This window comes from Rhizobacter sp. P2_H3 (assembly GCF_056403355.1).
The window spans coordinates 1-18,866 of the sequence record NZ_JBFUFQ010000046.1 but is presented as its reverse complement, the minus strand read 5'-3'; the positions used below and the strand labels follow the sequence as shown (position 1 = coordinate 18,866).

The 18,866-nt window shown below is 69.4% G+C and carries 20 protein-coding genes; 11 read left to right on the top strand and 9 right to left on the bottom strand.

What is annotated here, in order from left to right:
* Positions 1–117 precede the first annotated feature (117 nt).
* Positions 118–648, top strand: coding sequence for a hypothetical protein (locus AC1D1T_RS11710; RefSeq protein ID WP_477824786.1), 531 nt, complete (start codon positions 118–120; stop codon positions 646–648).
* A 13-nt stretch (positions 649–661) separates the two neighbouring features.
* On the opposite strand, the gene AC1D1T_RS11705 is transcribed toward AC1D1T_RS11710, so the two are convergent.
* Entirely contained in the window at positions 662–1,036 is a 375-nt protein-coding gene (locus tag AC1D1T_RS11705; RefSeq protein WP_477824785.1) for a YchJ family protein, read from the bottom strand.
* A complete protein-coding gene (locus tag AC1D1T_RS11700) occupies positions 1,033–1,995 on the bottom strand; it encodes a bifunctional helix-turn-helix transcriptional regulator/GNAT family N-acetyltransferase (protein WP_477824784.1) in 963 nt (320 codons plus the stop codon). The genes AC1D1T_RS11705 and AC1D1T_RS11700 overlap by 4 nt, the downstream gene beginning before the upstream one ends.
* A 132-nt stretch (positions 1,996–2,127) precedes the next feature.
* Between AC1D1T_RS11700 and imuA the strand changes: the two genes are divergently transcribed.
* Both imuA and AC1D1T_RS11690 read left to right on the top strand, forming a co-directional pair.
* Positions 2,128–2,934, top strand: coding sequence for a translesion DNA synthesis-associated protein ImuA (imuA, locus tag AC1D1T_RS11695; protein ID WP_477824783.1), 807 nt, complete (start codon positions 2,128–2,130; stop codon positions 2,932–2,934).
* Positions 2,935–2,962: 28 nt separating this feature from the next.
* On the top strand, positions 2,963–4,474 hold the full coding sequence (locus AC1D1T_RS11690; RefSeq protein WP_477991907.1) for a Y-family DNA polymerase: 1,512 nt from the start codon (positions 2,963–2,965) through the stop codon (positions 4,472–4,474).
* Here the strand turns inward: AC1D1T_RS11690 and AC1D1T_RS11685 are convergent, their stop codons facing one another.
* From AC1D1T_RS11685 to ppx, 3 genes are read right to left on the bottom strand one after another with little or no spacing between them, the layout of a single operon-like run.
* The gene (locus AC1D1T_RS11685; RefSeq protein ID WP_477828519.1) at positions 4,475–5,179 is read right to left on the bottom strand and encodes a hypothetical protein; all 705 of its coding nucleotides are present in this window, start codon (positions 5,177–5,179) and stop codon (positions 4,475–4,477) included.
* Positions 5,172–6,362 (bottom strand): AAA family ATPase, encoded by a 1,191-nt coding sequence (locus AC1D1T_RS11680; protein WP_465111232.1) that lies wholly within the window; start codon positions 6,360–6,362, stop codon positions 5,172–5,174. The genes AC1D1T_RS11685 and AC1D1T_RS11680 overlap by 8 nt, the downstream gene beginning before the upstream one ends.
* Before the next feature lie 28 nt (positions 6,363–6,390).
* Entirely contained in the window at positions 6,391–7,893 is a 1,503-nt protein-coding gene (gene ppx / locus AC1D1T_RS11675; protein WP_477991906.1) for an exopolyphosphatase, read from the bottom strand.
* A gap of 104 nt (positions 7,894–7,997) precedes the next feature.
* On the opposite strand from ppx, the gene AC1D1T_RS11670 reads away from it, so the two are divergent.
* Both AC1D1T_RS11670 and AC1D1T_RS11665 read left to right on the top strand, forming a co-directional pair.
* A complete protein-coding gene (locus tag AC1D1T_RS11670) occupies positions 7,998–8,810 on the top strand; it encodes a dienelactone hydrolase family protein (RefSeq protein ID WP_465111233.1) in 813 nt (270 codons plus the stop codon).
* Between the two features lie 74 nt (positions 8,811–8,884).
* Positions 8,885–9,661, top strand: coding sequence for a ZIP family metal transporter (locus tag AC1D1T_RS11665; protein ID WP_047510053.1), 777 nt, complete (start codon positions 8,885–8,887; stop codon positions 9,659–9,661).
* On the opposite strand, the gene AC1D1T_RS11660 is transcribed toward AC1D1T_RS11665, so the two are convergent.
* The 4 genes from AC1D1T_RS11660 to AC1D1T_RS11645 all read right to left on the bottom strand — a co-directional run bounded on the left by AC1D1T_RS11660 (position 9,662) and on the right by AC1D1T_RS11645 (position 13,114).
* Complete coding sequence (locus AC1D1T_RS11660) at positions 9,662–10,096, bottom strand: universal stress protein (protein ID WP_465111234.1); 435 nt, start codon at positions 10,094–10,096, stop codon at positions 9,662–9,664.
* A gap of 96 nt (positions 10,097–10,192) precedes the next feature.
* Positions 10,193–11,050 carry a sulfurtransferase gene (locus tag AC1D1T_RS11655; RefSeq protein ID WP_477825692.1) on the bottom strand — a complete coding sequence of 286 codons (858 nt, stop codon included), beginning with the start codon at positions 11,048–11,050 and terminating at the stop codon, positions 10,193–10,195.
* An 11-nt stretch (positions 11,051–11,061) separates the two neighbouring features.
* Entirely contained in the window at positions 11,062–11,955 is an 894-nt protein-coding gene (locus tag AC1D1T_RS11650; RefSeq protein WP_465111236.1) for a DMT family transporter, read from the bottom strand.
* Positions 11,956–11,989: 34 nt separating this feature from the next.
* The gene (locus AC1D1T_RS11645; RefSeq protein ID WP_477991905.1) at positions 11,990–13,114 is read right to left on the bottom strand and encodes an aromatic ring-hydroxylating oxygenase subunit alpha; all 1,125 of its coding nucleotides are present in this window, start codon (positions 13,112–13,114) and stop codon (positions 11,990–11,992) included.
* Between the two features lie 223 nt (positions 13,115–13,337).
* On the opposite strand from AC1D1T_RS11645, the gene AC1D1T_RS11640 reads away from it, so the two are divergent.
* From AC1D1T_RS11640 to AC1D1T_RS11615, 6 genes are all read left to right on the top strand, one after another.
* Positions 13,338–13,616 (top strand): exodeoxyribonuclease VII small subunit, encoded by a 279-nt coding sequence (locus AC1D1T_RS11640; RefSeq protein WP_477825689.1) that lies wholly within the window; start codon positions 13,338–13,340, stop codon positions 13,614–13,616.
* On the top strand, positions 13,613–14,500 hold the full coding sequence (locus tag AC1D1T_RS11635) for a polyprenyl synthetase family protein (RefSeq protein ID WP_047510063.1): 888 nt from the start codon (positions 13,613–13,615) through the stop codon (positions 14,498–14,500). Before AC1D1T_RS11640 ends, AC1D1T_RS11635 begins: the two co-directional genes overlap by 4 nt.
* Before the next feature lie 7 nt (positions 14,501–14,507).
* Positions 14,508–16,394, top strand: coding sequence for a 1-deoxy-D-xylulose-5-phosphate synthase (gene dxs, locus AC1D1T_RS11630; protein WP_047510065.1), 1,887 nt, complete (start codon positions 14,508–14,510; stop codon positions 16,392–16,394).
* Positions 16,395–16,493: 99 nt separating this feature from the next.
* The gene (folE2, locus tag AC1D1T_RS11625) at positions 16,494–17,285 is read left to right on the top strand and encodes a GTP cyclohydrolase FolE2 (protein ID WP_477825687.1); all 792 of its coding nucleotides are present in this window, start codon (positions 16,494–16,496) and stop codon (positions 17,283–17,285) included.
* Positions 17,286–17,328: 43 nt separating this feature from the next.
* Positions 17,329–18,585 carry a lipoprotein-releasing ABC transporter permease subunit gene (locus AC1D1T_RS11620; RefSeq protein ID WP_477991904.1) on the top strand — a complete coding sequence of 419 codons (1,257 nt, stop codon included), beginning with the start codon at positions 17,329–17,331 and terminating at the stop codon, positions 18,583–18,585.
* Positions 18,578–18,866, top strand: a 289-nt coding sequence (locus tag AC1D1T_RS11615; RefSeq protein WP_477991903.1) for an ATP-binding cassette domain-containing protein, incomplete at its 3' end; no start/stop codon positions are given. The genes AC1D1T_RS11620 and AC1D1T_RS11615, both read left to right, overlap by 8 nt.

Sequence of the window (18,866 nt, the reverse complement as noted above, 5' to 3'; positions counted from 1 at the left end):
TGTGGCGCGATGTGCACAGATGATGGCGCATCGTCCCCTCGATCCTGGGGGGACGCGTGCCGCGGTCATGACAAGGCCGCCCGCGATCCGGACAATCGACGCTGTCGAGGAAGCGCCATGCCCACCACCATCACTGTCGGAGCCCGTTCGATTTTCGTCACCGCCACCGCGTGGGTGTTCATGCTGATCGGCGCGCTGGCCTGTGCCTCGGCGCTGCTGCAGAACGCGATGCTGGTGTCAGGTGGATTCCGCAGCGAGGGCCTGCAGGCCAGCGGGCTGTTCGGGCTGCTGATCGCGCACTTGCCGTGGGTGGTCAATGCGGGACTCGTGATGTCGCTGGCCACGCTGGTGTCGGCCGTCGGCCTGCTGCTGCGCCTGAACTGGGCGCGCCGCACCTTCATCGCGCTGCTGCTGCTGGCGATCGTCGCGAACCTGCTCGGCCTGTGGCTGCAGCAGGAGGTGATGCAGTCGGTGGTCGACAGCACGCTGAGCACCGCGACGCTGCCGCCCAAGGCGCTCGGCGTGTTCGGCGGCTTCGTCACCGCGGCCCGCGTGATGGCGGTGCTGGTGACGCTCGGCGCCTGCGGGCTGCTCGGGTGGATCATCCGCCGGCTGATGTCGGCCAGCGTACGCCAGGAATTTGCCTGATCTTTCGGCAGGCTCAGTAGTTCCCGTCGACGTAGAACCAGCGGCCGTCCTCGCGCACGAAGCGGCTCGTCTCGTGCAGCCGCTGCGCGCGGCCGCCGAGCTTGCTGCGTGCGACGAACTCCACCGTTGCATGGTCGGCGTCCTGCTGTGCCTGCCCTCGCACTTCCAGCCCCAGCCAGCGCAGCCCCGGCGGATCGGGCTCCAGCGTGGCCGGGCGGGTGCTGGCGTGCCAGGTCGCCAGCAGGTAGTCGGTCAATCCGTGGACGAAGGCGCTGTAGCGCGATCGCATCAGCGACGGCGCATCGGGCGCCAGCAGGTGCAGCGGGCCGGCGTGGTAGCGGCCGCAGCAGTCTGCGTAAGGGTGGGGCAGGCCGCAGGGGCAGGTCATGTGAGGTCGAGGTTCCAGGTTTCTCCGACCAGATCGTGCCCGAAGCTGTGGTGGGGTTCGGTCGCGACCAGCCGGTAGCCTGCTGCTGCGTAGATGCCGCGCGCAGCCAGCAGGTTGGCATTGGTCCACAGCGTGATGCGGCGGTAGCCGGCCTGGCGCGCGAAGCGCTCGCACTCCTGCACCAGCCGGCGCCCCAGGCCCAGCCCGCGCGCCGACGACTCGACCAGCAGCATGCGCAGCTGGGCCACGCCGTCCTGCACCGCCTGCGTCGCCTCGTCGCGCGCCTGCACGAGGAACACGCAGCCGACGTTCGCGCCGTCGCGCTCGGCGATCCAGCAGGCTTCGCGCGCGGGGTCGAAGCGTTCGATGAAGGCGGCGGCGATGCGCGCCACCAGCGCCTCGAAGCCGATGTCCCAGCGGTACTCCTGCGCGTACAGCGCGCCATGGCGCGCGATCACCCAGCCGATGTCGCCGGGGCGGTGCGGTCGCAGCAGGTAGGGCTCGCGCGTGCGTCGCGCCGGGTCGTCGTCGAGCAGGCGCTGCAGCGTGCCCATCGCCTGCAGCAGTTGCTGCTGCGACGGCTCGTCCAGCGCCGCGAGCAGCGCCTGCACCTGCTGCTGCGAGCCGCTGTCGAGCGGCGCGAACGCGGCGCGGCCGGCCGCGGTGAGCGACAGGTGCGATTGCCGCGCATCGCTGGCCGACGGCGTCGCCTCGATCAGCCCGCGCTCGCGCAGGCCGCGCAGCAAGCGGCTCAGGTAGCCGGGGTCGAGGTCCAGCGAGCGCGCGAGTTCGCCGGCCGTCGGTTGCGCCTGGTGCGCGAACTCCCACAGCAGCCGCGATTCGGTCAGCGTGAAGCCGCTGTCGACCAGGCCTTCGTGCAGCACGCCGATGCGGTGCGTGTAGAAGCGGTTGAAGGCGCGCACCGCGGCCACGCGATCGTTCGGGTCAGAAGAAGACATGCCCGGCATGCTGCCGTAATTAATTGCCAAAAGCAACTATAAATGTGCCAAAGGCTCTTTTGAACAGACTTGTAACGCCATGACCCCGTTTTCAAGTGGATCGATATACTGGATGTGCATACAGTAGTTCACATGCCTTCTGCCACCACTCACTTCGCCCCTCACGCTCGCGCGCCGCTGCCCGAGCGGCTGCACACCAGCGTGTGGCGTGGCAACCAGATGGGGCGCAGCGTCGAGCGCGCGCTGCCCAGCGGCTTCGCGGTGCTCGATGCCCAACTGCCCGGCGGCGGCTGGCCGCGGCGCGCGCTCAGCGAGCTGCTGCTGCCACACCCGGGCCTTGGCGAGATCCGCCTGCTGGCCCCGTGCCTCGCCGCCACGCAGCGGGCCGGGCGGCTGGTGATGCTGTTCGATCCACCGGCGGCGCTGTCGGCCTGGGCGCTGATGCAGATGGGGCTGGATGCCGAGCAGCTGCTGGTGATCGACACCGGCACGCAGGGCATCCCCGGTGTCGACGGCCGGCCGCACGAAGCCGGTGTCGATGCGCGGCTGTGGGCGCTGGAGCAGGCGTTGCACAGCGGGCACGTCGGTGCGGTGCTCGCGTGGTTGCCGCCGCGCCTGCGCGCCGAGCGGCTGCGCCGCTTGCAGGTGGCCGCCCATGCGCACGACGGCCCGGCCTTCGTGTTGCGCGAGATGGCGGTGCAGCAGCAGGCCAGCCCGGTGCCGCTGCGCCTCGCGCTGCGGGCCGGCGGGGCCGATGCCTTGAACGTGCGCGTGCTGAAGCGCCGCGGCCCGCCGCTCGCCCATGAACTGCGGCTCGAGCTGCCGCCGGTGCTGTCCGCCAGCGCCACGCGCAAGGCGCGCGAGCTGGCGGCGCAGACGGTCCAGGCCGCGGCCGCCGTGCCGCCGCTGCGCGCCGCGACCTTCGTCAACCTCGCCTGATCCGGCACCTGCTGCACATGGGCACGCGATGCTCTGGATCGGTCTTCACCTGCCGCTGCTGTCGCTGGAATCCTTCCTGGCGACGCTCCCGGCGGGCAGCGGTGGCAGCGAGCCGCCCGTCGCGCTGGTCGAGGCGCACAGCATCGCCCATGCCAATGCGGGCGCGCAGGCGCTGGGCGTCAAGCCGGGGCTGAAGCGGGCGACTGCGCTGGCGCTTGCGCCGCAGCTGCTGATCGGCCAGGCCGATGCGCTGCGTGACCGGCAGGCGCTCACGAGCGTCGCGCACGCGGCGCTGGCGTTCACGCCGGCGGTCAGCTTCAGCCCGCCGCAGGGCGTGTTGCTGGAGGTCGAGGCCAGCCTGCGCTATTTCGGTGGACTCGAGGCACTGCTGCAGCGGCTGCGCGAGGCGCTGCAGCCGCTCGGCCATGCACTGCGCTGCGTCAGCACGCCGACGGCGCAGGGCTCGGCGCTGCTGGCGCGCGTCGCCGACGGCCTGCATTGCGCCGATGCCGCCGCGCTGCAGCGCGCGCTCGATGCCGCACCGGTCTGGCTGCTCGGCCCGGGCCGCGAGCACTGGGAGGCGCTGCAGGGCATGGGGCTGAACACGCTGGGCGACCTGCGCAGCCTGCCGCGCGCCGGGCTGGCGCGGCGCTTCGGCGAGGCGCTGCTGACCGAGCTCGACGGCGCGCTCGGCCGGCGCCCCGATCCGCGCATGTCGATCGCGCTGCCGGCGAGTTTCGACAGCGCGCTCGAGCTGTTCGCGCGGGCCGACACCACCGAGCAGGTGATGCACGGCGTGCAGGTGCTGCTGTCGCGGCTGGTGGCGTGGCTCGCGGCGCAGCATGCCTTCGTGCGCCGTTTCAGCCTGCAGATGAAGCACGAGCCGCGCTGGCGGCGCGATGACCGGACGCCGCAGCACACGACGCTGGAGATCGCGCTGGCCGAGCCGTCGCGCGATGCGAAGCACCTGATGGCGCTGCTGCGCGAGCGGCTCGCGCAGCTGGCCTTGCCGGCGCCGACGCTGGAGCTCGTGCTGCGCGCCAGCGACATCGCGCGCCAGCCGCCGCCGAACGCCGAGCTGTTCCCGACGCCGCGCAGCGAGCACGAAGGGCTCACGCGCCTGCTCGAGCGGCTGCAGGCGCGGCTCGGCCGCGAGCGGGTGCAGCGCGTGCTGCCGGTGCAGGACCACCGCCCGGAGCGCGCCAGCCGGGTGTGCGCGGCGGCGCTCGACGGCCCGCCATCGTCGCGCCGCGCCGAACTGCCCAGGCCTGGCGCCCAGGCGCGGCCGGTGTGGCTGCTGCCGCTGGCGATGCCCTTGCCGCAGAAGCAGTCGCAGCCGATGCTCGACGGCCACCTGCTGCAGTTGCTGGCCGGGCCGGAACGCATCGAGGCCGGCTGGTGGGATGGCGACGCGGTCGAGCGCGACTACTTCATCGCGCAGCTGCCCGATGGCGCGCTGGTGTGGATCTACCGCGCGCGGCTGCCGCTGTCGGCGCAGTCGGAGGGGGAGGGGTGGTTCCTGCAGGGGCGCTTCGGGTGATCAATGAACGCCGAGGACCGTGAGTGTGTCGTTCGCGAACTGTCTCGCTCGCGAGCAGCGTTCCGCCACCTGCGCCCAATTCGCCGTGACCTGCGGCGCTGCACGCAGCACATCCGGACGCGATTTGCGGAAGCGGTACGCGAGTGGCAATTGCCGAAGACGTGCCCCGATGTCTACCCGGCATTCGACTGCCTCCAGCAACGCATGACCAGCCGGCAAGGTCGCTGCGGCAACCCACGCATCGGTGCTCATCGCCGGCAGGCACACGATGCCGTTCAGCCCCGGCTGTGCGGGATGGAGCCAGCTCAGCAGCACGGCATGCAGCGCGCTCGCCGCGGCGGCCGCAGGCGGGCAGGGGTTGTCGCAAGGCAGTGGCTTCCAACCGTGCGCTTCAATGTCGGCCGGTGCCATCCCCATATCGGCATATGAAAAACCGGCGACATCGGCGTCCAGGTGCAACACCACCGCATCGAAACTCTTCAATGTCGGATCGGTGTTCAACGGGCCAGCGTGTCGAGTTGCCACGTCCTTGCACCACTTCAGCACACCGCCCCACCCACCACCCAGCTTGGGCAGGGTCGATTCAGGCTGCAACTGAACCAGCTCGAATGTGCGCGGACTCAGAACGGCCTGCAGTGCTGCCTTCAGGATTTCTCTTTCGGTCAGCGAGCCTTCCGCCACCAACGCGATGCGCAGGTCAGACATCCGGCACCGCCCCGAGGTGTCCCATAGGCCACAGCCGCGACAGCGGATATTGCTGGTTCAGCGCAGCCAGCTCGGGCGTCATCTCGATGCGATGCACGCTGGTATGCCCCAGGTTGTTGCGGCCCACCGCGAACAAGCGGACGTTCTCGTTGGAGAGATCCAGGCCATCCAGCACTGCAGGGTTGTGCGCGGTGAACAAGAGCTGCCGCGGCGGCGACCCTCGCCGAGTCAGCCAGCCGTGCAGCCGCTGCACCAGGGCCTTGACGAGTCGCGGGTTCAGCGCCTGATCCAGGTTGTCGATGGCGAGCACGGACGGTCCCCGCTCTGCCAGACACAACGCGGCGCAGTACAAGACATACAGCGCCCCTTCGCTGGCGTCGTAGGCTGTCAGTTCATTGCGGCTTGCAGCCATGTAGCGGTCGGTGAACTTCAGTACCGTCTGTGCTCGTGGCACCGAGGGCGACAGCAATGTCTGCGTGCTGCGCGTGGTGCTCACGTCGGAAGCCCAGTCCAGCATGCCCAACAGATCGTCCAGCAGCCCGGATTCGTCCGCCAGTGCCGATTGCCTCAGGTCGTCGATGGCTTCCGCGAGGCGCCCCCCCGACAGGCCAACCGGCTCGCGGGTCTGTTGATCAGGTGCCATCCCTCGCAGCGTTGGCGTATTCGGGCAGTAGATGGCGTACTGCTGAAGCTCGGCAAGCAGACCAGCTGCGGCCCCGGCAGGCTCCAGGTCCACCATTCGAAGTGCCGCCAACCCCGATTTGGGATTGAGGTTGCGCTTGTTGCGCACGCCGTCGGAAACGATGACTTCCCCGTCTTGCTCCAGTCGCTCGGTCTTGAACGTCCAGGCCGGCTCGGGAGACTCCAGCGGATTCAGCAGCGACACGCGGTACATCGCGCCCTGGTCCGACACGGCTTCGATGCCGATGTGCGGCTGCGCCGGCGTGCCGCGAAATGAACTCTTGTAGAGCCGCGGCAGCCCGGCACGAACCCCGCGCCGCAACAAGGCCTCGTCATCCACCGTCCCGTTCGCGGCCGCACCGAGGACACCGATGGCCTCCAGGATGTTGCTCTTGCCGACCCCGTTCGCGCCGATGAAGCAGTTGACGGTCCCCAGTTCGAGACCGCTGTCGCCGAGGTCATGAATGGACTTGAATCCGTTTATCTTGATCGTCTTGATCACGGCTGTACTCCAGGTTCACTCCGGCGTATCACTTCGGCTTCAGCGCCAGCTTCAACAGGTTGCTGCGCTGCCACGCCTCCACTTCCTCGTTCAGCAGGAACAGCGTGCGCGGGTGCGTCTGCGCCCAGCCCTCGCTGAAGCCGAGCGTGGCCTGCCGGCCGCTCAGCTGCAGCTGCAGCGCGGTCGGGTCGACCGGGCCGCGCGCATGGCACTTGATGATCGCGAGCCGCAGGCACAGCGCCTGCGCCGCGAAATCGGTGTTCGCGAGCTGCGGCTCCACCTTGCGCAGGCCGCCGCGCTGCGCCAGCACCAGCTCCGCGAGCCGGCGCTGCTGCGATTGCGAGAAGCCCGCCGCATCGACATTGCCCAGCACGTAGGCGCTGTGCCGGTGGTGGTCGTGGTGCGAGATCATCATGCCCATCTCGTGCAGCGCACAGGCCCAGCGCAGCTCGCGCGCCTGGATCGGGCTGCGCTCGGGCGCCACGCTCGCATGCAGCGCATCGGCCACGCTCGCGACGCGCCAGGCCTGCGTGGTGTCGACCTCGAAGCGCCGCTGCATCTCCACCACCGAGGCATCGCGCATGTCGTGACCCTCGCGGTCGCGCGATTCGGCATGCAGCCGCTCGTCCAGGTCGAAGATCACGCCCTGGCGCAGCGCGCCGCGCGCCGGCTGCAGCAGCTGGATGCCGAAGTGCGTCGCGAGCGTGTACAGGATCGCCAGGCCGCCGGCGATCACCGCGCGGCGGTCTTCCTTCAGCCCGGGCAGGCTCAGCTTGTCGATGCGGCCGGCCTTCAGACACTGCTCGATGCACCAGCGCAGGCCGTCGGGCGTGATCGCGCCGTCGGTGATGCCGCTCGCCTGCAGCAGCTGCGACACCGCGCCGGCCGTGCCCGACGAGCCCAGCGCCTCGCGCCAGTGCTGCGGCGCGAACGGCGACAGCGCTTCTTCGAGCTCGGCGCCGGCGGCCACCTGCGCGGCGCGGAACGCGGCCTCGCTGAAGCGCCCGTCGGCGAAGTAGCGCATCGACAGGCTGACGCTGCCGACCTGGAACGACTCGGCGCGCAGCGGTGTGCGGCCCTGGCCGAGGATCATCTCGGTCGAGCGCCCGCCGATGTCGATCACCAGCCGCGGCTCGTCCGACGGCTGCAACCGGGCGACGCCGGCATAGATCAGCCGCGCTTCCTCGCGGCCGGAGATCACCTCGATCGGATGGCCCAGCACCTCCTGGGCGCGCAGCAGGAAGGCATCGCGGTTGCGCGCCTCGCGCAGCGTCTGCGTCGCCACCGCGCGCACCTGGTCCGGCGCATAGCCGCGCAGGCGCTGCGCGAAGCGGCCCAGGCAGGCCAGGCCGCGCAGCGTCGCGTCTTCGGTCAGCAGGCCCGACTTGTCGAGGCCGGCGCCGAGGCGAACGGTCTCCTTCAGGTAATCGATGCGCTTGTAGCGGCCGGGGCTGAGTTCGCCGATCTCCAGGCGGAAACTGTTCGAGCCCATGTCGATGGCCGCAAGGTGGTCGGGGAATCGGCTGGTCATCGCGCGATTCTCACTTGGTTTGCTCGCAGACCTCGTCGCGGCCAGGGACTGCATCGAGAAAATAGAATCGCGCCCACTCACACGCATCGTCCAGGGGGATCGCCATGCTCATCACCGCAGGCCAGGGCTATGCCGCATCGGTGCAGCCGATCACCGCCCACGCCATCGCCACCGATGCCCACGGCCTGGCCGCCGGGCCGGTGGAGATCCCGGTCGGCGGGTTCTCGATGCCCGCGTACTGCGCGATGCCGGCCGGCGGCACCGGGCTGCCGGTGATCGTCGTGGTCAGCGAGATCTTCGGCGTGCACGAGCACATTGCCGACGTGGCGCGGCGCTTCGCGAAGCAGGGCTACCTCGCGATCGCGCCCGAGCTGTTCGTGCGCCAGGGCGACGCGAAGGCCTACACCGATGTCGCGCTGCTGCACTCCGAGCTGATCAGCCAGGTGCCCGATGCGCAGGTGCTGAACGACCTGGACGCCACCGTCAGCTGGGCCGCGACGCAGGGCGGCGACGTGTCGCGGCTGGGCGTCACCGGCTTCTGCTGGGGCGGGCGCGTCACCTGGCTGTTCGATGCGCACAACGCGGCGGTGAAGGCGGGCGTCGCGTGGTACGGCAAGCTCGCGACGCCGGCCACCGAGCTGCAGCCGCGCCGCCCGGTCGACATCGCCGGCCGGCTGCACGGCCCGGTGCTCGGCCTGTACGGGGCGGCCGACACCAGCATCCCGCTTGACACGGTTGATAAGATGAAATCAGCCTTGGACGCGGGCAATGCCGCAGCCCGGGCCTCCGAGATCGTGCTCTACCCCGACGCGCCGCACGCGTTCCACGCCGACTACCGGCCGAGCTACCGCCCCGAGGCCGCCCAGGACGGCTGGCGGCGCTGCCTCGACTGGTTCAAGGCGCACGGCGTGGCCTGAACGGCCCTGTCTGCTTTTGCCCAAGCCGCGCACATCGCGCGGCTTTTGTTTGATCGAGTGTTTGATCGAGTCCCATGACCCTTCTCTACATCGTGCTCGCGACCTTTGCCGGCGGGCTGCTGTCGGTGCTGCTCGCTGCCAGCCTGACGGTCAACGTGCTGGGCCGCATCGTCCACCACCTGGTGAGCCTGTCGGCCGGCGTGCTGCTGGGCACTGCGCTGCTGAACATCCTGCCCGAGGCCTTCGAGAGCAAGGCCAGCCCGCAGAGCCTGTTCATGACGCTGCTGGCCGGGTTGCTGTTCTTCTTCCTGCTCGAGAAGGCGGAGCTGTACCGCCACGGCCATCACCATGAAGGCGACGAGCACCACCACCACCACGGGTTCGACAAGCACCAGGCCGGCCGCGGTGGCTGGACGGTGCTGCTCGGCGACAGCATCCACAACTTCTGCGACGGCATCATCATCGCGGCCGCCTTCCTGACCGACACGCGGCTGGGCATGTTCACGGCGCTGGCGATCATCGCGCACGAGATCCCGCAGGAAGTCGGCGACTACATCGTGCTGCTGAATGCCGGGCTGTCACGCCGCAAGGCGCTGCTCTACAACGCGATGTCGGGCATGGCCGCGGTGGTCGGCGGCGTGGTCGGCTACGTGGTGGTCGGGCCGTGGGAAGCGCTGTTCCCGTACCTGCTGGTGGTCGCGTCGAGCAGCTTCATCTACGTGGCGGTGGCCGACCTGATCCCGCAGTTGCAGCACCGGCTGTCGGCGAAGGACACCGCGGCCCAGCTGGCGTGGCTGGGCGTGGGCCTGGCGATCGTGATCTTCGTCGCCAGCCACGCCCATCATCACTGACTAGCGGACGACCAGCACCGGTACCTTGCTGTGCGTCAGCACCTTCTGCGTCTCGCTGCCCAGCAGCAGCGCGCTGACACCGCGCCGGCCGTGCGAGGCCATCACGATCAGGTCGCACTCCTGGCGGCGGGCGTGGTCGATGATCGCTTCCCAGGGGTGCAGCGCCTCCAGCGTGTGCGCCTCGCAGGGCACGCCCACCGCGACGCAGTCGTCGCGCACCGCCTTGACCCGCGATGACGCGATGCGTTCCTGTGCGTCGAAGAACTCCTGCGGCGGCGTCGGCTGCATCTCCGAGATCGCGCTGTACGGGAACGGCTCCTTGACACTCACCGTGTAGACCCGCGCGTTGACCGACTTGGCCAGCGCAATGGCCGTGTCAGTCGCCTTCTTCGTGATGTCCGAACCGTCGGTCGGGACCAGGATGCGATGGAACATGGTCATCTCCTTGCAGTGGGAACTCTCGTGGGACCGTCTGGCGCCTCCAGTGTTCCCCGCACGGTAGTCCGCAGCTTGATGACGGTCAAACCCCGCTCACGAGCGGGGAGATTTCTCCATCGGGCGGCTACTGTCGGATGACCATTCGCTCCACGAGCCCGGGTACAGCGCCGCGCCGTGCAGGCCGGCGATTTCCATCGCCAGCAGGTTGTGGCAGGCGGTCACGCCCGAGCCGCACTGGTTCACGACCTCGGTGGGCGCGCGGCCGCCGAGTGCCGCGGCGAACTCGGCGCGCAACTGCTCGGCCGGCTTGAAACGGCCGTCTGCCTGCAGGTTGTCCTTGAAGAAGCGGTTCTTCGCGCCGGGGATGTGGCCGGCCACCGCATCGATCGGCTCGACCTCGCCGTGGTAGCGCTCCGGCGCACGGGCGTCCAGCACCAGCACGTCGTCCAGGCGCTGCTGCAGCTGCTGCGCGTCGATGGTCGGCCGCTGCGGCGCCGCATCCGGGTACGGCGCGGCCGGCACCGGCTGCACGATCTGCGGCGACAGCGCTCCGCCGGCGGCCTGCCACGCGGCGAGCCCGCCATCGAGCACGCGCACCTGCCGGTGGCCCATCCACAGCAGCACCCACCAGGCGCGCACCGCGTACATCGCGGCCTGCCGGTCGTACACGACGACCTCGCGCCCCGGCACGATGCCGACCCGGCCCATCCAGCGCGCGTAGTCGGCGCGCTCGGCGAGCGGGTGGCGGCCGTTGCGGCCGGTCTTGGGGCCGGACAGGTCCTCGTTCAGGTTCACGTACAGCGCGCCGGGAATGTGGCCTTCGCGGTAGCTGCGCTCGCCCGCCGCCGCATCGGCGAGGTCGAAGCTGCAGTCGAGCACCAGCGGCGGCGTCTGCGATGGCGCGAGCGCCTGTTGCAGTTCGGCGGCGGAGATCAGCGGCGGTCGGATCATCGGGAGGCCTTTCAGCTTTCGGGCAGGACGGAGATGTCGCGCTGCGGCGGGGATTCCTGGCGCAGCCGCGTCGCGGCGAGCCCGGCGCCGACGATCAGCACCATGCCGGCCAGCGCCATCCAGGTCACCGGGTCGCTGAAGACCAGCACGCCGTACGCGAACGAGAACGCGATGCCCAGGTACTGCAGGCTCGCATTCACCAGCGTCTTGCCGGTGCTGTAGGCGCGCGTCATCAGCAGTTGCGCCGAGGTCGCGAGCAGCCCGACGGCCAGCAGCAGCGCGGCGCCGATCCAGGTGTGGGCGTGCATGCCGGTCCACAGCATGCTGAGCGCGCCGGCCAGCACGCCGCCGAGCGAGAAGTAGAAGACGATGCGCGACTCGGGCTCGCCCGCCTTGCCGAGCGCCGAGACCTGCAGGTAGGCGGTGGCCGAGACCACGCCCGACAGCAGCCCGATCAGCCCGTGCCACAGCTGGTTCTCGGCGATCGTCGGGCGCAGGATCAGCCCGACGCCGATGAAGCCGGTCAGCACCGTCGCGATCAGCCGGCCGTCGACGCGGGCGGTGCCCAGCACCGCGGCGCCGCCGATCAGGAACAGCGTCATCCACACCGACGACATGTAGTTCAGCGTCATCGACGTGGCCAGCGGCAGGTTGCTGATCGAGTAGAACCACAGGCACAGTGCCGACACGCCGGTCAGGCTGCGCCAGAAGTGCATCGAGGGCACGTTGGTGCGCAGCGTGCCGCCGCGCCAGCGCGTGAGCGCCGCCAGCAGCAGCGTGCCGGTCAGGCCGCGGTAGAAGACGATCTCGCCCGGCGGGTAGTAGGCGGAGGCGAGCTTCACGCACACCCCCATGCTGGCGAACAGGAACGACGCGAGGATCATCAGGACGGGGGCGGAGCGCATCGGGCGATTCTCGCCCGGCGCGCAAGGCCCCGCGTCAGACGGCCAATTTCATCGCCTTGCGGTACCAGGCATGGAACTCCTCCATGCCGTCTTCCATCGGCGTCTGGTAGGGGCCGACCTCGTTGTCGCCGCGCTCGTGCAGCGCGCGCCGGCCGGCATCCATGCGCAGCGCGATCTCGTCATCCTCGACGCAGGTCTCGAGGTAGGCCGCCTGGTTCGCGTCGACGAACTCGCGCTCGAAGGCCACGATCTCTTCCGGGTAGAAGAACTCGACGACGTTCAGCGTCTTCTGCGGCCCCTTCGGGTACAGCGTCGACACCACCAGCACGTGCGGATACCACTCGACCATCACGTTCGGGTAGTAGGTGAGCCAGATCGCGCCGTGCGCCGGCACCGGGTTGTCGAAGCGGCCGCTGCGGAACGCCAGCACCGCGTCGTGCCACTTGCGGTAGGTGTCGGAGCCGGCCTTCGCGAGCGCGTTCTTCGGGCCGACCGTCTGCACCGAATGGTGGCGGCCGAACTCCCAGGCCAGGTCGTCGCAGCTGACGAACTGGCTCAGCCCCGGGTGGAACGGGCCGACGTGGTAGTCCTCCAGGTAGACCTCGATGAAGGTCTTCCAGTTGTAGTCGCACTCGTGCATGTGCACGCGGTCGAGCACGTAGCCGCTGAAATCCAGGTCGGCGCGCGGGCCGAGCGCGGCCAGGTCGGCGGTCACGTCGCGGCCGTTGGCCTCGAAGACCATGCCGTTCCAGGTCTGCGTCTTGTAGCGGTTCAGGTGCAGGCAGGGGTCGGCCGGGAAGTGCGGCGCACCGATCAGCTGGCCCTTCAGGTCGTAGGTCCAGCGGTGCAGCGGGCACACGATGTGGCTGCCGGTGTTGCCGCGCCCGCGCAGCATCACCGCCTGGCGGTGCCGGCAGACGTTGGAGACGAGCTCGATCCCGTGCGCGGTGCGCACCAGTGCGCGGCCCTCGCCCTCCTGGGGCAGGGCGTAGTGGTCACCGATGTCGGGAACCGCGAGTTCGTGCCCCAGGTAGCGGGGCCCATGCTGGAAGATGAGCTCCATCTCGCGGCGATGGAGGTCGTCGTCGAAGTACGCGGAGACGGGGAGTTGGGTGTTTTGGCGCTCGAGAGCTGGAAGGGCGAGGCTCAGGTCGGACATGATCCCGAGGGTCTCCTATAACCGATGTGAACGTGCCACCACGGGGCGCTGCCGGGGGTGGGAGGTCTCGCTGCGCACGGCGCGTTGGAACCAGCGAGGGCGGGATTGTAGCTGCCGTGCCGCACGCACGTCCCCATTTGGGGGGATGACGCCACGAAAGCGTCCGTGGGAGCCCTGATCGCAGGGGAGGGGCTGACTACAATGCTTGTTTTTGTGTCATGACATGCCAAAGACCCCTTCCGCCACGGCCGACGCCGCAGCGCTGACCGAGGTGCCGAGCACGGCAACTGCGCCGGCGCCTGCCAGCTATGAAGATGCCCTGTCCGAGCTCGAGCGGCTGGTCGTCGCGATGGAGGGCGGGCAGCTTCCGCTGGAGAAGCTGCTTGAAAGCTACAAGAGGGGGGCGGATCTGCTCAATTACTGCCGCGAGCGCCTCAGCGCCGTCGAGCAGCAGGTGCAGGTGCTCGAAGAAGGCCAACTGAAGCCGTGGTCCGGGGGATGAGCTTGATCGAATTTGATGAATGGGCGCGCGCCGAGCTGGAATCGGTCGAGGCCGCGCTGTCGCGCTGGGTGCCCGCCGAGGCACCGGCCGGACTCGGCCAGACGATGCGCTACGGCGTGCTCGACGGCGGCAAGCGGCTGCGTCCGCTGCTGGTGCTGGCGGCGGCCCGGGCGGTCGACGGCCAGTGCGAGGCCGCGTTGCGGGCCGCCTGTGCGGTGGAGCTGATCCACGCCTACTCGCTGATCCACGACGACATGCCTTGCATGGACAACGACGTGCTGCGCCGCGGCAAGCCGACGGTGCACGTTCAATACGGCGAGGCGCAGGCGATGCTGGCGGGCGACGCGATGCAGGCGCTGGCCTTCGAGGTGCTGACGCCCGACGCGGGCGTCGAGCCGGCGCTGCAGGCCCGCCTGTGTTCGCTGCTGGCGCGCTCGGCCGGCCACGCCGGGATGGCCGGCGGCCAGGCGATCGACCTCGCCAGCATCGGCGCCACGCTCGACGAGCGCACGCTGCGCGACATGCACCACCGCAAGACCGGCGCCCTGCTGCAGGCCAGCGTGCTGATGGGCGCGGCCTGCGGGCGCACGAATCCGGTGGCCTGGCAGGCGCTGGCGGAGTATGGTGACGCCCTGGGCCTCGCTTTCCAGGTGGTCGACGACATCCTCGACGTGACGCAGGCCTCCGAAACCCTCGGCAAGACCGCCGGCAAGGACATGGACAACAACAAGCCGACCTACGTCAGCGTGCTGGGCCTGGAGCCCGCGCGCCGGCATGCCGCGCAGCTGCGCGACCAGGCCCATGCGGCGCTGGTGCGCAGCGGCCTCCCGAGCACCGGCCTGCTGGGCATGCTGGCCGACAAAGTGGTCGAACGTGATTCCTGAGCCGCCGATGAACCACACCCTGCTGCACACCATCCAGAGCCCGGCCGACATCCGCCGGCTGTCGCGCCTCGAGCTCAAGCAGCTGTCGAGCGAGTTGCGCGACTTCCTGCTGCACAGCGTCGCCGAGACCGGCGGGCACCTGTCGTCCAACCTGGGCACGGTGGAGCTCACCGTCGCGCTGCACCATGTGTTCAACACGCCGCACGACCGGCTGGTGTGGGACGTGGGCCACCAGACCTACCCGCACAAGATCGTCACCGGCCGGCGCGAGCGCATGCCCACGCTGCGCCAGGCGGGCGGGCTGTCGGGCTTTCCGCGGCGCGACGAGAGCGAGTACGACACCTTCGGCACCGCGCACTCGTCGACCTCCATCTCGGCCGCGCTCGGCATGGCGATGGCCGCCAAGCTGAAGGGCGAGGAGCGCCGCTCGGTCGCGATCATCGGCGACGGCGCGATGACCGCCGGCATGGCCTTCGAGGCGCTGAACAACGCCGGCGTGTCGCAGGCCAACATGCTGGTGGTGCTGAACGACAACGACATGTCGATCTCGCCGCCGGTCGGCGCGCTGAACAAGTACCTCGCGCGGCTGATGAGCGGCAAGTTCTACGCCGCCGCGCGCGAGGGCGCGAAATCGGTGCTGAAGAACGCGCCGCCGCTGTTCGAGCTGGCGCGCCGCTTCGAGGAGCATGCGAAGGGCATGGTCGTGCCCGGCACGATCTTCGAGGAGTTCGGCTTCACCTACGTCGGCCCGATCGACGGCCACGACCTCGATTCGCTGGTCCCGACGCTCGAGAACCTGCGCGACCGCCCGGGCCCGCAGTTCCTGCACGTCGTCACGAAGAAGGGCTACGGCTACAAGCTGGCCGAGGCCGATCCGGTCAAGTACCACGCGGCGTCGGGCAAGTTCGACCCGGCCGAGGGATTCCCGAAGGCCAAGCCGAGCAAGCCCACCTTCACGAACATCTTCGGCCAGTGGCTGTGCGACATGGCCGAGAAGGACAAGCGCCTGATCGGCATCACGCCGGCGATGCGCGAAGGCTCGGGCATGGTCGAGTTCGAGAAGCGCTTCCCCGAGCGCTACCACGACGTCGGCATCGCCGAACAGCATGCGGTGACGTTCGCCGCCGGCCTGGCCTGCGAAGGGCTGAAGCCRGTGGTCGCGATCTATTCCACCTTCCTGCAGCGCGCGTACGACCAATTGCTGCACGACGTGGCGATCCAGAACCTGCCGGTGGTGTTCGCGCTCGATCGCGCCGGCCTGGTCGGCGGCGACGGCGCGACGCATGCCGGCGCCTACGACATCGCGTTCCTGCGCTGCGTGCCGAACATGAGCGTGCTGGCACCGGCCGACGAGCGCGAATGCCGCCAGCTGCTCACCACCGCGTTCGAGCAGGATCACCCGGTCGCGGTGCGCTACCCGCGCGGCGCCGGCGCGGGCATCGCGATCGATCCCGAACTGAGCTCGCTGCCCTGGGGCAAGGGTGAAGTGCGCCGCCGCGGCGAGCGCATCGCGATCCTCGCCTTCGGCACCTTGCTGTATCCGGCGCTGGCCGCCGGCGAGGCACTGGGCGCGACGGTGGCCAACATGCGCTACGTGAAGCCGCTCGATGTCGCGCTGGTGGCCGAGCTCGCACGCACGCACGATGCGATCGTCACGGTCGAAGAGGGCTGCCTGATGGGCGGCGCCGGCAGCGCGGTGCTCGAGGCCCTGCAGGCCGAGCGCATCGAGATCCCGGTGCTGCAGCTGGGCCTGCCCGATGTCTTCGTCGAGCATGGCGATCCGGCCAAGCTGCTGGCGGCCTGCGGGCTGGACGCGGCGGGCATCGAGCAGTCGATCCTGAAGCGCTTCGGCGCGCGCCCGGCGCTGGTCCGGCCGGCTGCCACCCATCGCTGAGCCCGTTTGAACGGCGTCTTCAAGCCCTTTTGCGCATGGGGCGCATTGATTCCTGTCATCCTTCAGGCCGTTGACAGATAGAAGTCCGACATGAATCACATGACGAATTTGAAAGACGCGCTGCACATTCCCGACACGCAGAGCGAGCGCGACGAGCGCCACCTGGCGATCCAGCGCGTCGGCGTGAAGGATGTGCGCTATCCGCTGCAGCTGAAATTCGGCAAGACCGCGCAGCCGACGATCGGCCAGTGGGAGCTCGACGTGGCGCTGCCGGCCGAGCAGAAGGGCACGCACATGTCGCGCTTCGTCGCGTGGCTCGATGCGCTGCACGAACCGCTGGACGCCGATGGCCTGAAGGCGCGCTTCGCCGAGATGCTCGAGAAGCTGCACGCGACGCACGGCCGCATCGAGGTGAAGTTCCCGTTCTTCATCCGCAAGCGCGCGCCGGTGTCGGGCGTCGAGAGCCTGCTCGACTACCAGGGCAGCTGGGTCGCCGAGATGCGCGACGGCAAGCCGGTCGTGTGGTCGCAGGTGCTGGTGCCGGTGAAATCGCTGTGCCCGTGCTCGAAGGAGATCTCCGACTACGGCGCGCACAACCAGCGCTCGCACGTGACGATCCGTGCCGAACTGCTGCAGGACGTGCCTTGGGGCGAGCTGGTGCGCTTCGCCGAGAACGCGGCGTCGAGCGAGATCTGGCCGATGCTCAAGCGCGCGGACGAGAAGTGGGTCACCGAGCATGCCTACGAGAACCCGAAGTTCGTCGAGGACCTGGTGCGCGACGTGGCGCTCGGGCTGAACGGGGACAAGCGCATCGGACGCTACGCGGTCGACGTCGAGAACTTCGAGTCGATCCACAACCACAGCGCCTTCGCCCGCATCGAACGCCTGTGAGCGGCGCGATCCGGAGGGCATTCCGGGTAGCATCCGCGCACCTATGAACTGGCCCTACGAATTACAGATCGGCGTGCGCTACACGCGCGCCGGTCGCACCGGCCGTCGCAACGGCTTCATCTCCTTCATCTCCGGCGTCTCGATGCTCGGCATCGCGCTCGGCGTCGCGGCGCTGATCATCGTGCTGTCGGTGATGAACGGCTTCCAGAAGGAAGTGCGCGACCGCATGCTGTCGGTCGTCGCCCACGTCGAGGTGATGGACGGCCAGGGCCAGGCGCTGCCCGACTGGCACCTCACCGCGAAGCAGGCGCGCGGGAACCCGCAGGTGATCGGTGCCGCGCCGTTCATCGCCGCGCAGGCGCTGATCGCGCGCGGCGACGACATGCGTGGCGCGATCGTCCGTGGCATCTCGCCGGACGACGAGGCCACCGTCACCGATCTCGCCGCGGAGATCAAGGACAAGACGCTGTCGAAGCTCGTGCCCGGCGAATGGGGCATCGTGCTCGGCATCGAGCTCGCGCGTTCGCTCGGCGTGCACGAGGGCGACAAGATCACGATCGTCGCGCCCGGCGGGCAGGTCACGCCGGCCGGCGTGGTGCCGCGGCTCAAGCAGATGACGGTGGTCGGCACCTTCAACGCCGGCCACTACGAGTACGACAGCGGCCTCGCGATGATCCACGTCGACGATGCCGCCAAGCTGTTCCGCACCGACGGCCCGACCGGCGTGCAGCTGCGCCTGAAGGATCTGTTCCAGGCGCGCGATGTCGCCGAGCAGCTGTCGCAGGCCTTCGGCCCGCAGTTCATCGTCAGCGACTGGACGCGCACCAACCGCAACTGGTTCTCCGCGGTGCAGCTCGAGAAGCGGCTGATGTTCATCATCCTGACGCTGATCGTCGCGGTGGCCGCCTTCAACCTCGTCTCGACCCTCGTGATGACCGTCACCGACAAGCAGGCCGACATCGCGATCCTGCGCACGCTGGGCGCGAGCCCGCGCTCGATCATGGGCATCTTCATGGTGCAGGGCGCGGCCTCCGGCATCATCGGCACGCTGTCGGGCGTCGGCTTCGGGCTGTTGATCGCGCTGAACATCGACGTGATCGTGCCGTTCATCGAGCACCTGCTGCGCACCAGCTTCCTGCCGTCGAGCATCTACCTGATCAGCCGCATGCCGAGCGACCCGCAGGCCGCCGACATCGTGCCGATCACGCTGATCTCGCTCGTGCTGTCGTTCGTTGCGACGCTCTACCCGAGCTGGCGCGCGAGCCGCGTGCAACCGGCGGAGGCGCTGCGCTATGAGTGACGCACGCGAGCTGGTGATCGATGCGCAGGCGCTGCACAAGCGCTTCAGCGAAGGCGGGCTCGACGTGCACGTGCTGCAGGGCGTGGCGCTGAGCGTGCGCGCCGGCGAGACGGTGGCGGTGGTCGGCGCGTCGGGCTCGGGCAAGAGCACGCTGCTGCACCTGATGGGCGGGCTCGAAGCGCCCACCAGCGGCGCGGTGCAGCTGAAGGGCCGCGATTTCTCGCACATGAACGCGGCGGAGCAGGGCGTGTGGCGCAACCGACACCTCGGTTTCGTCTATC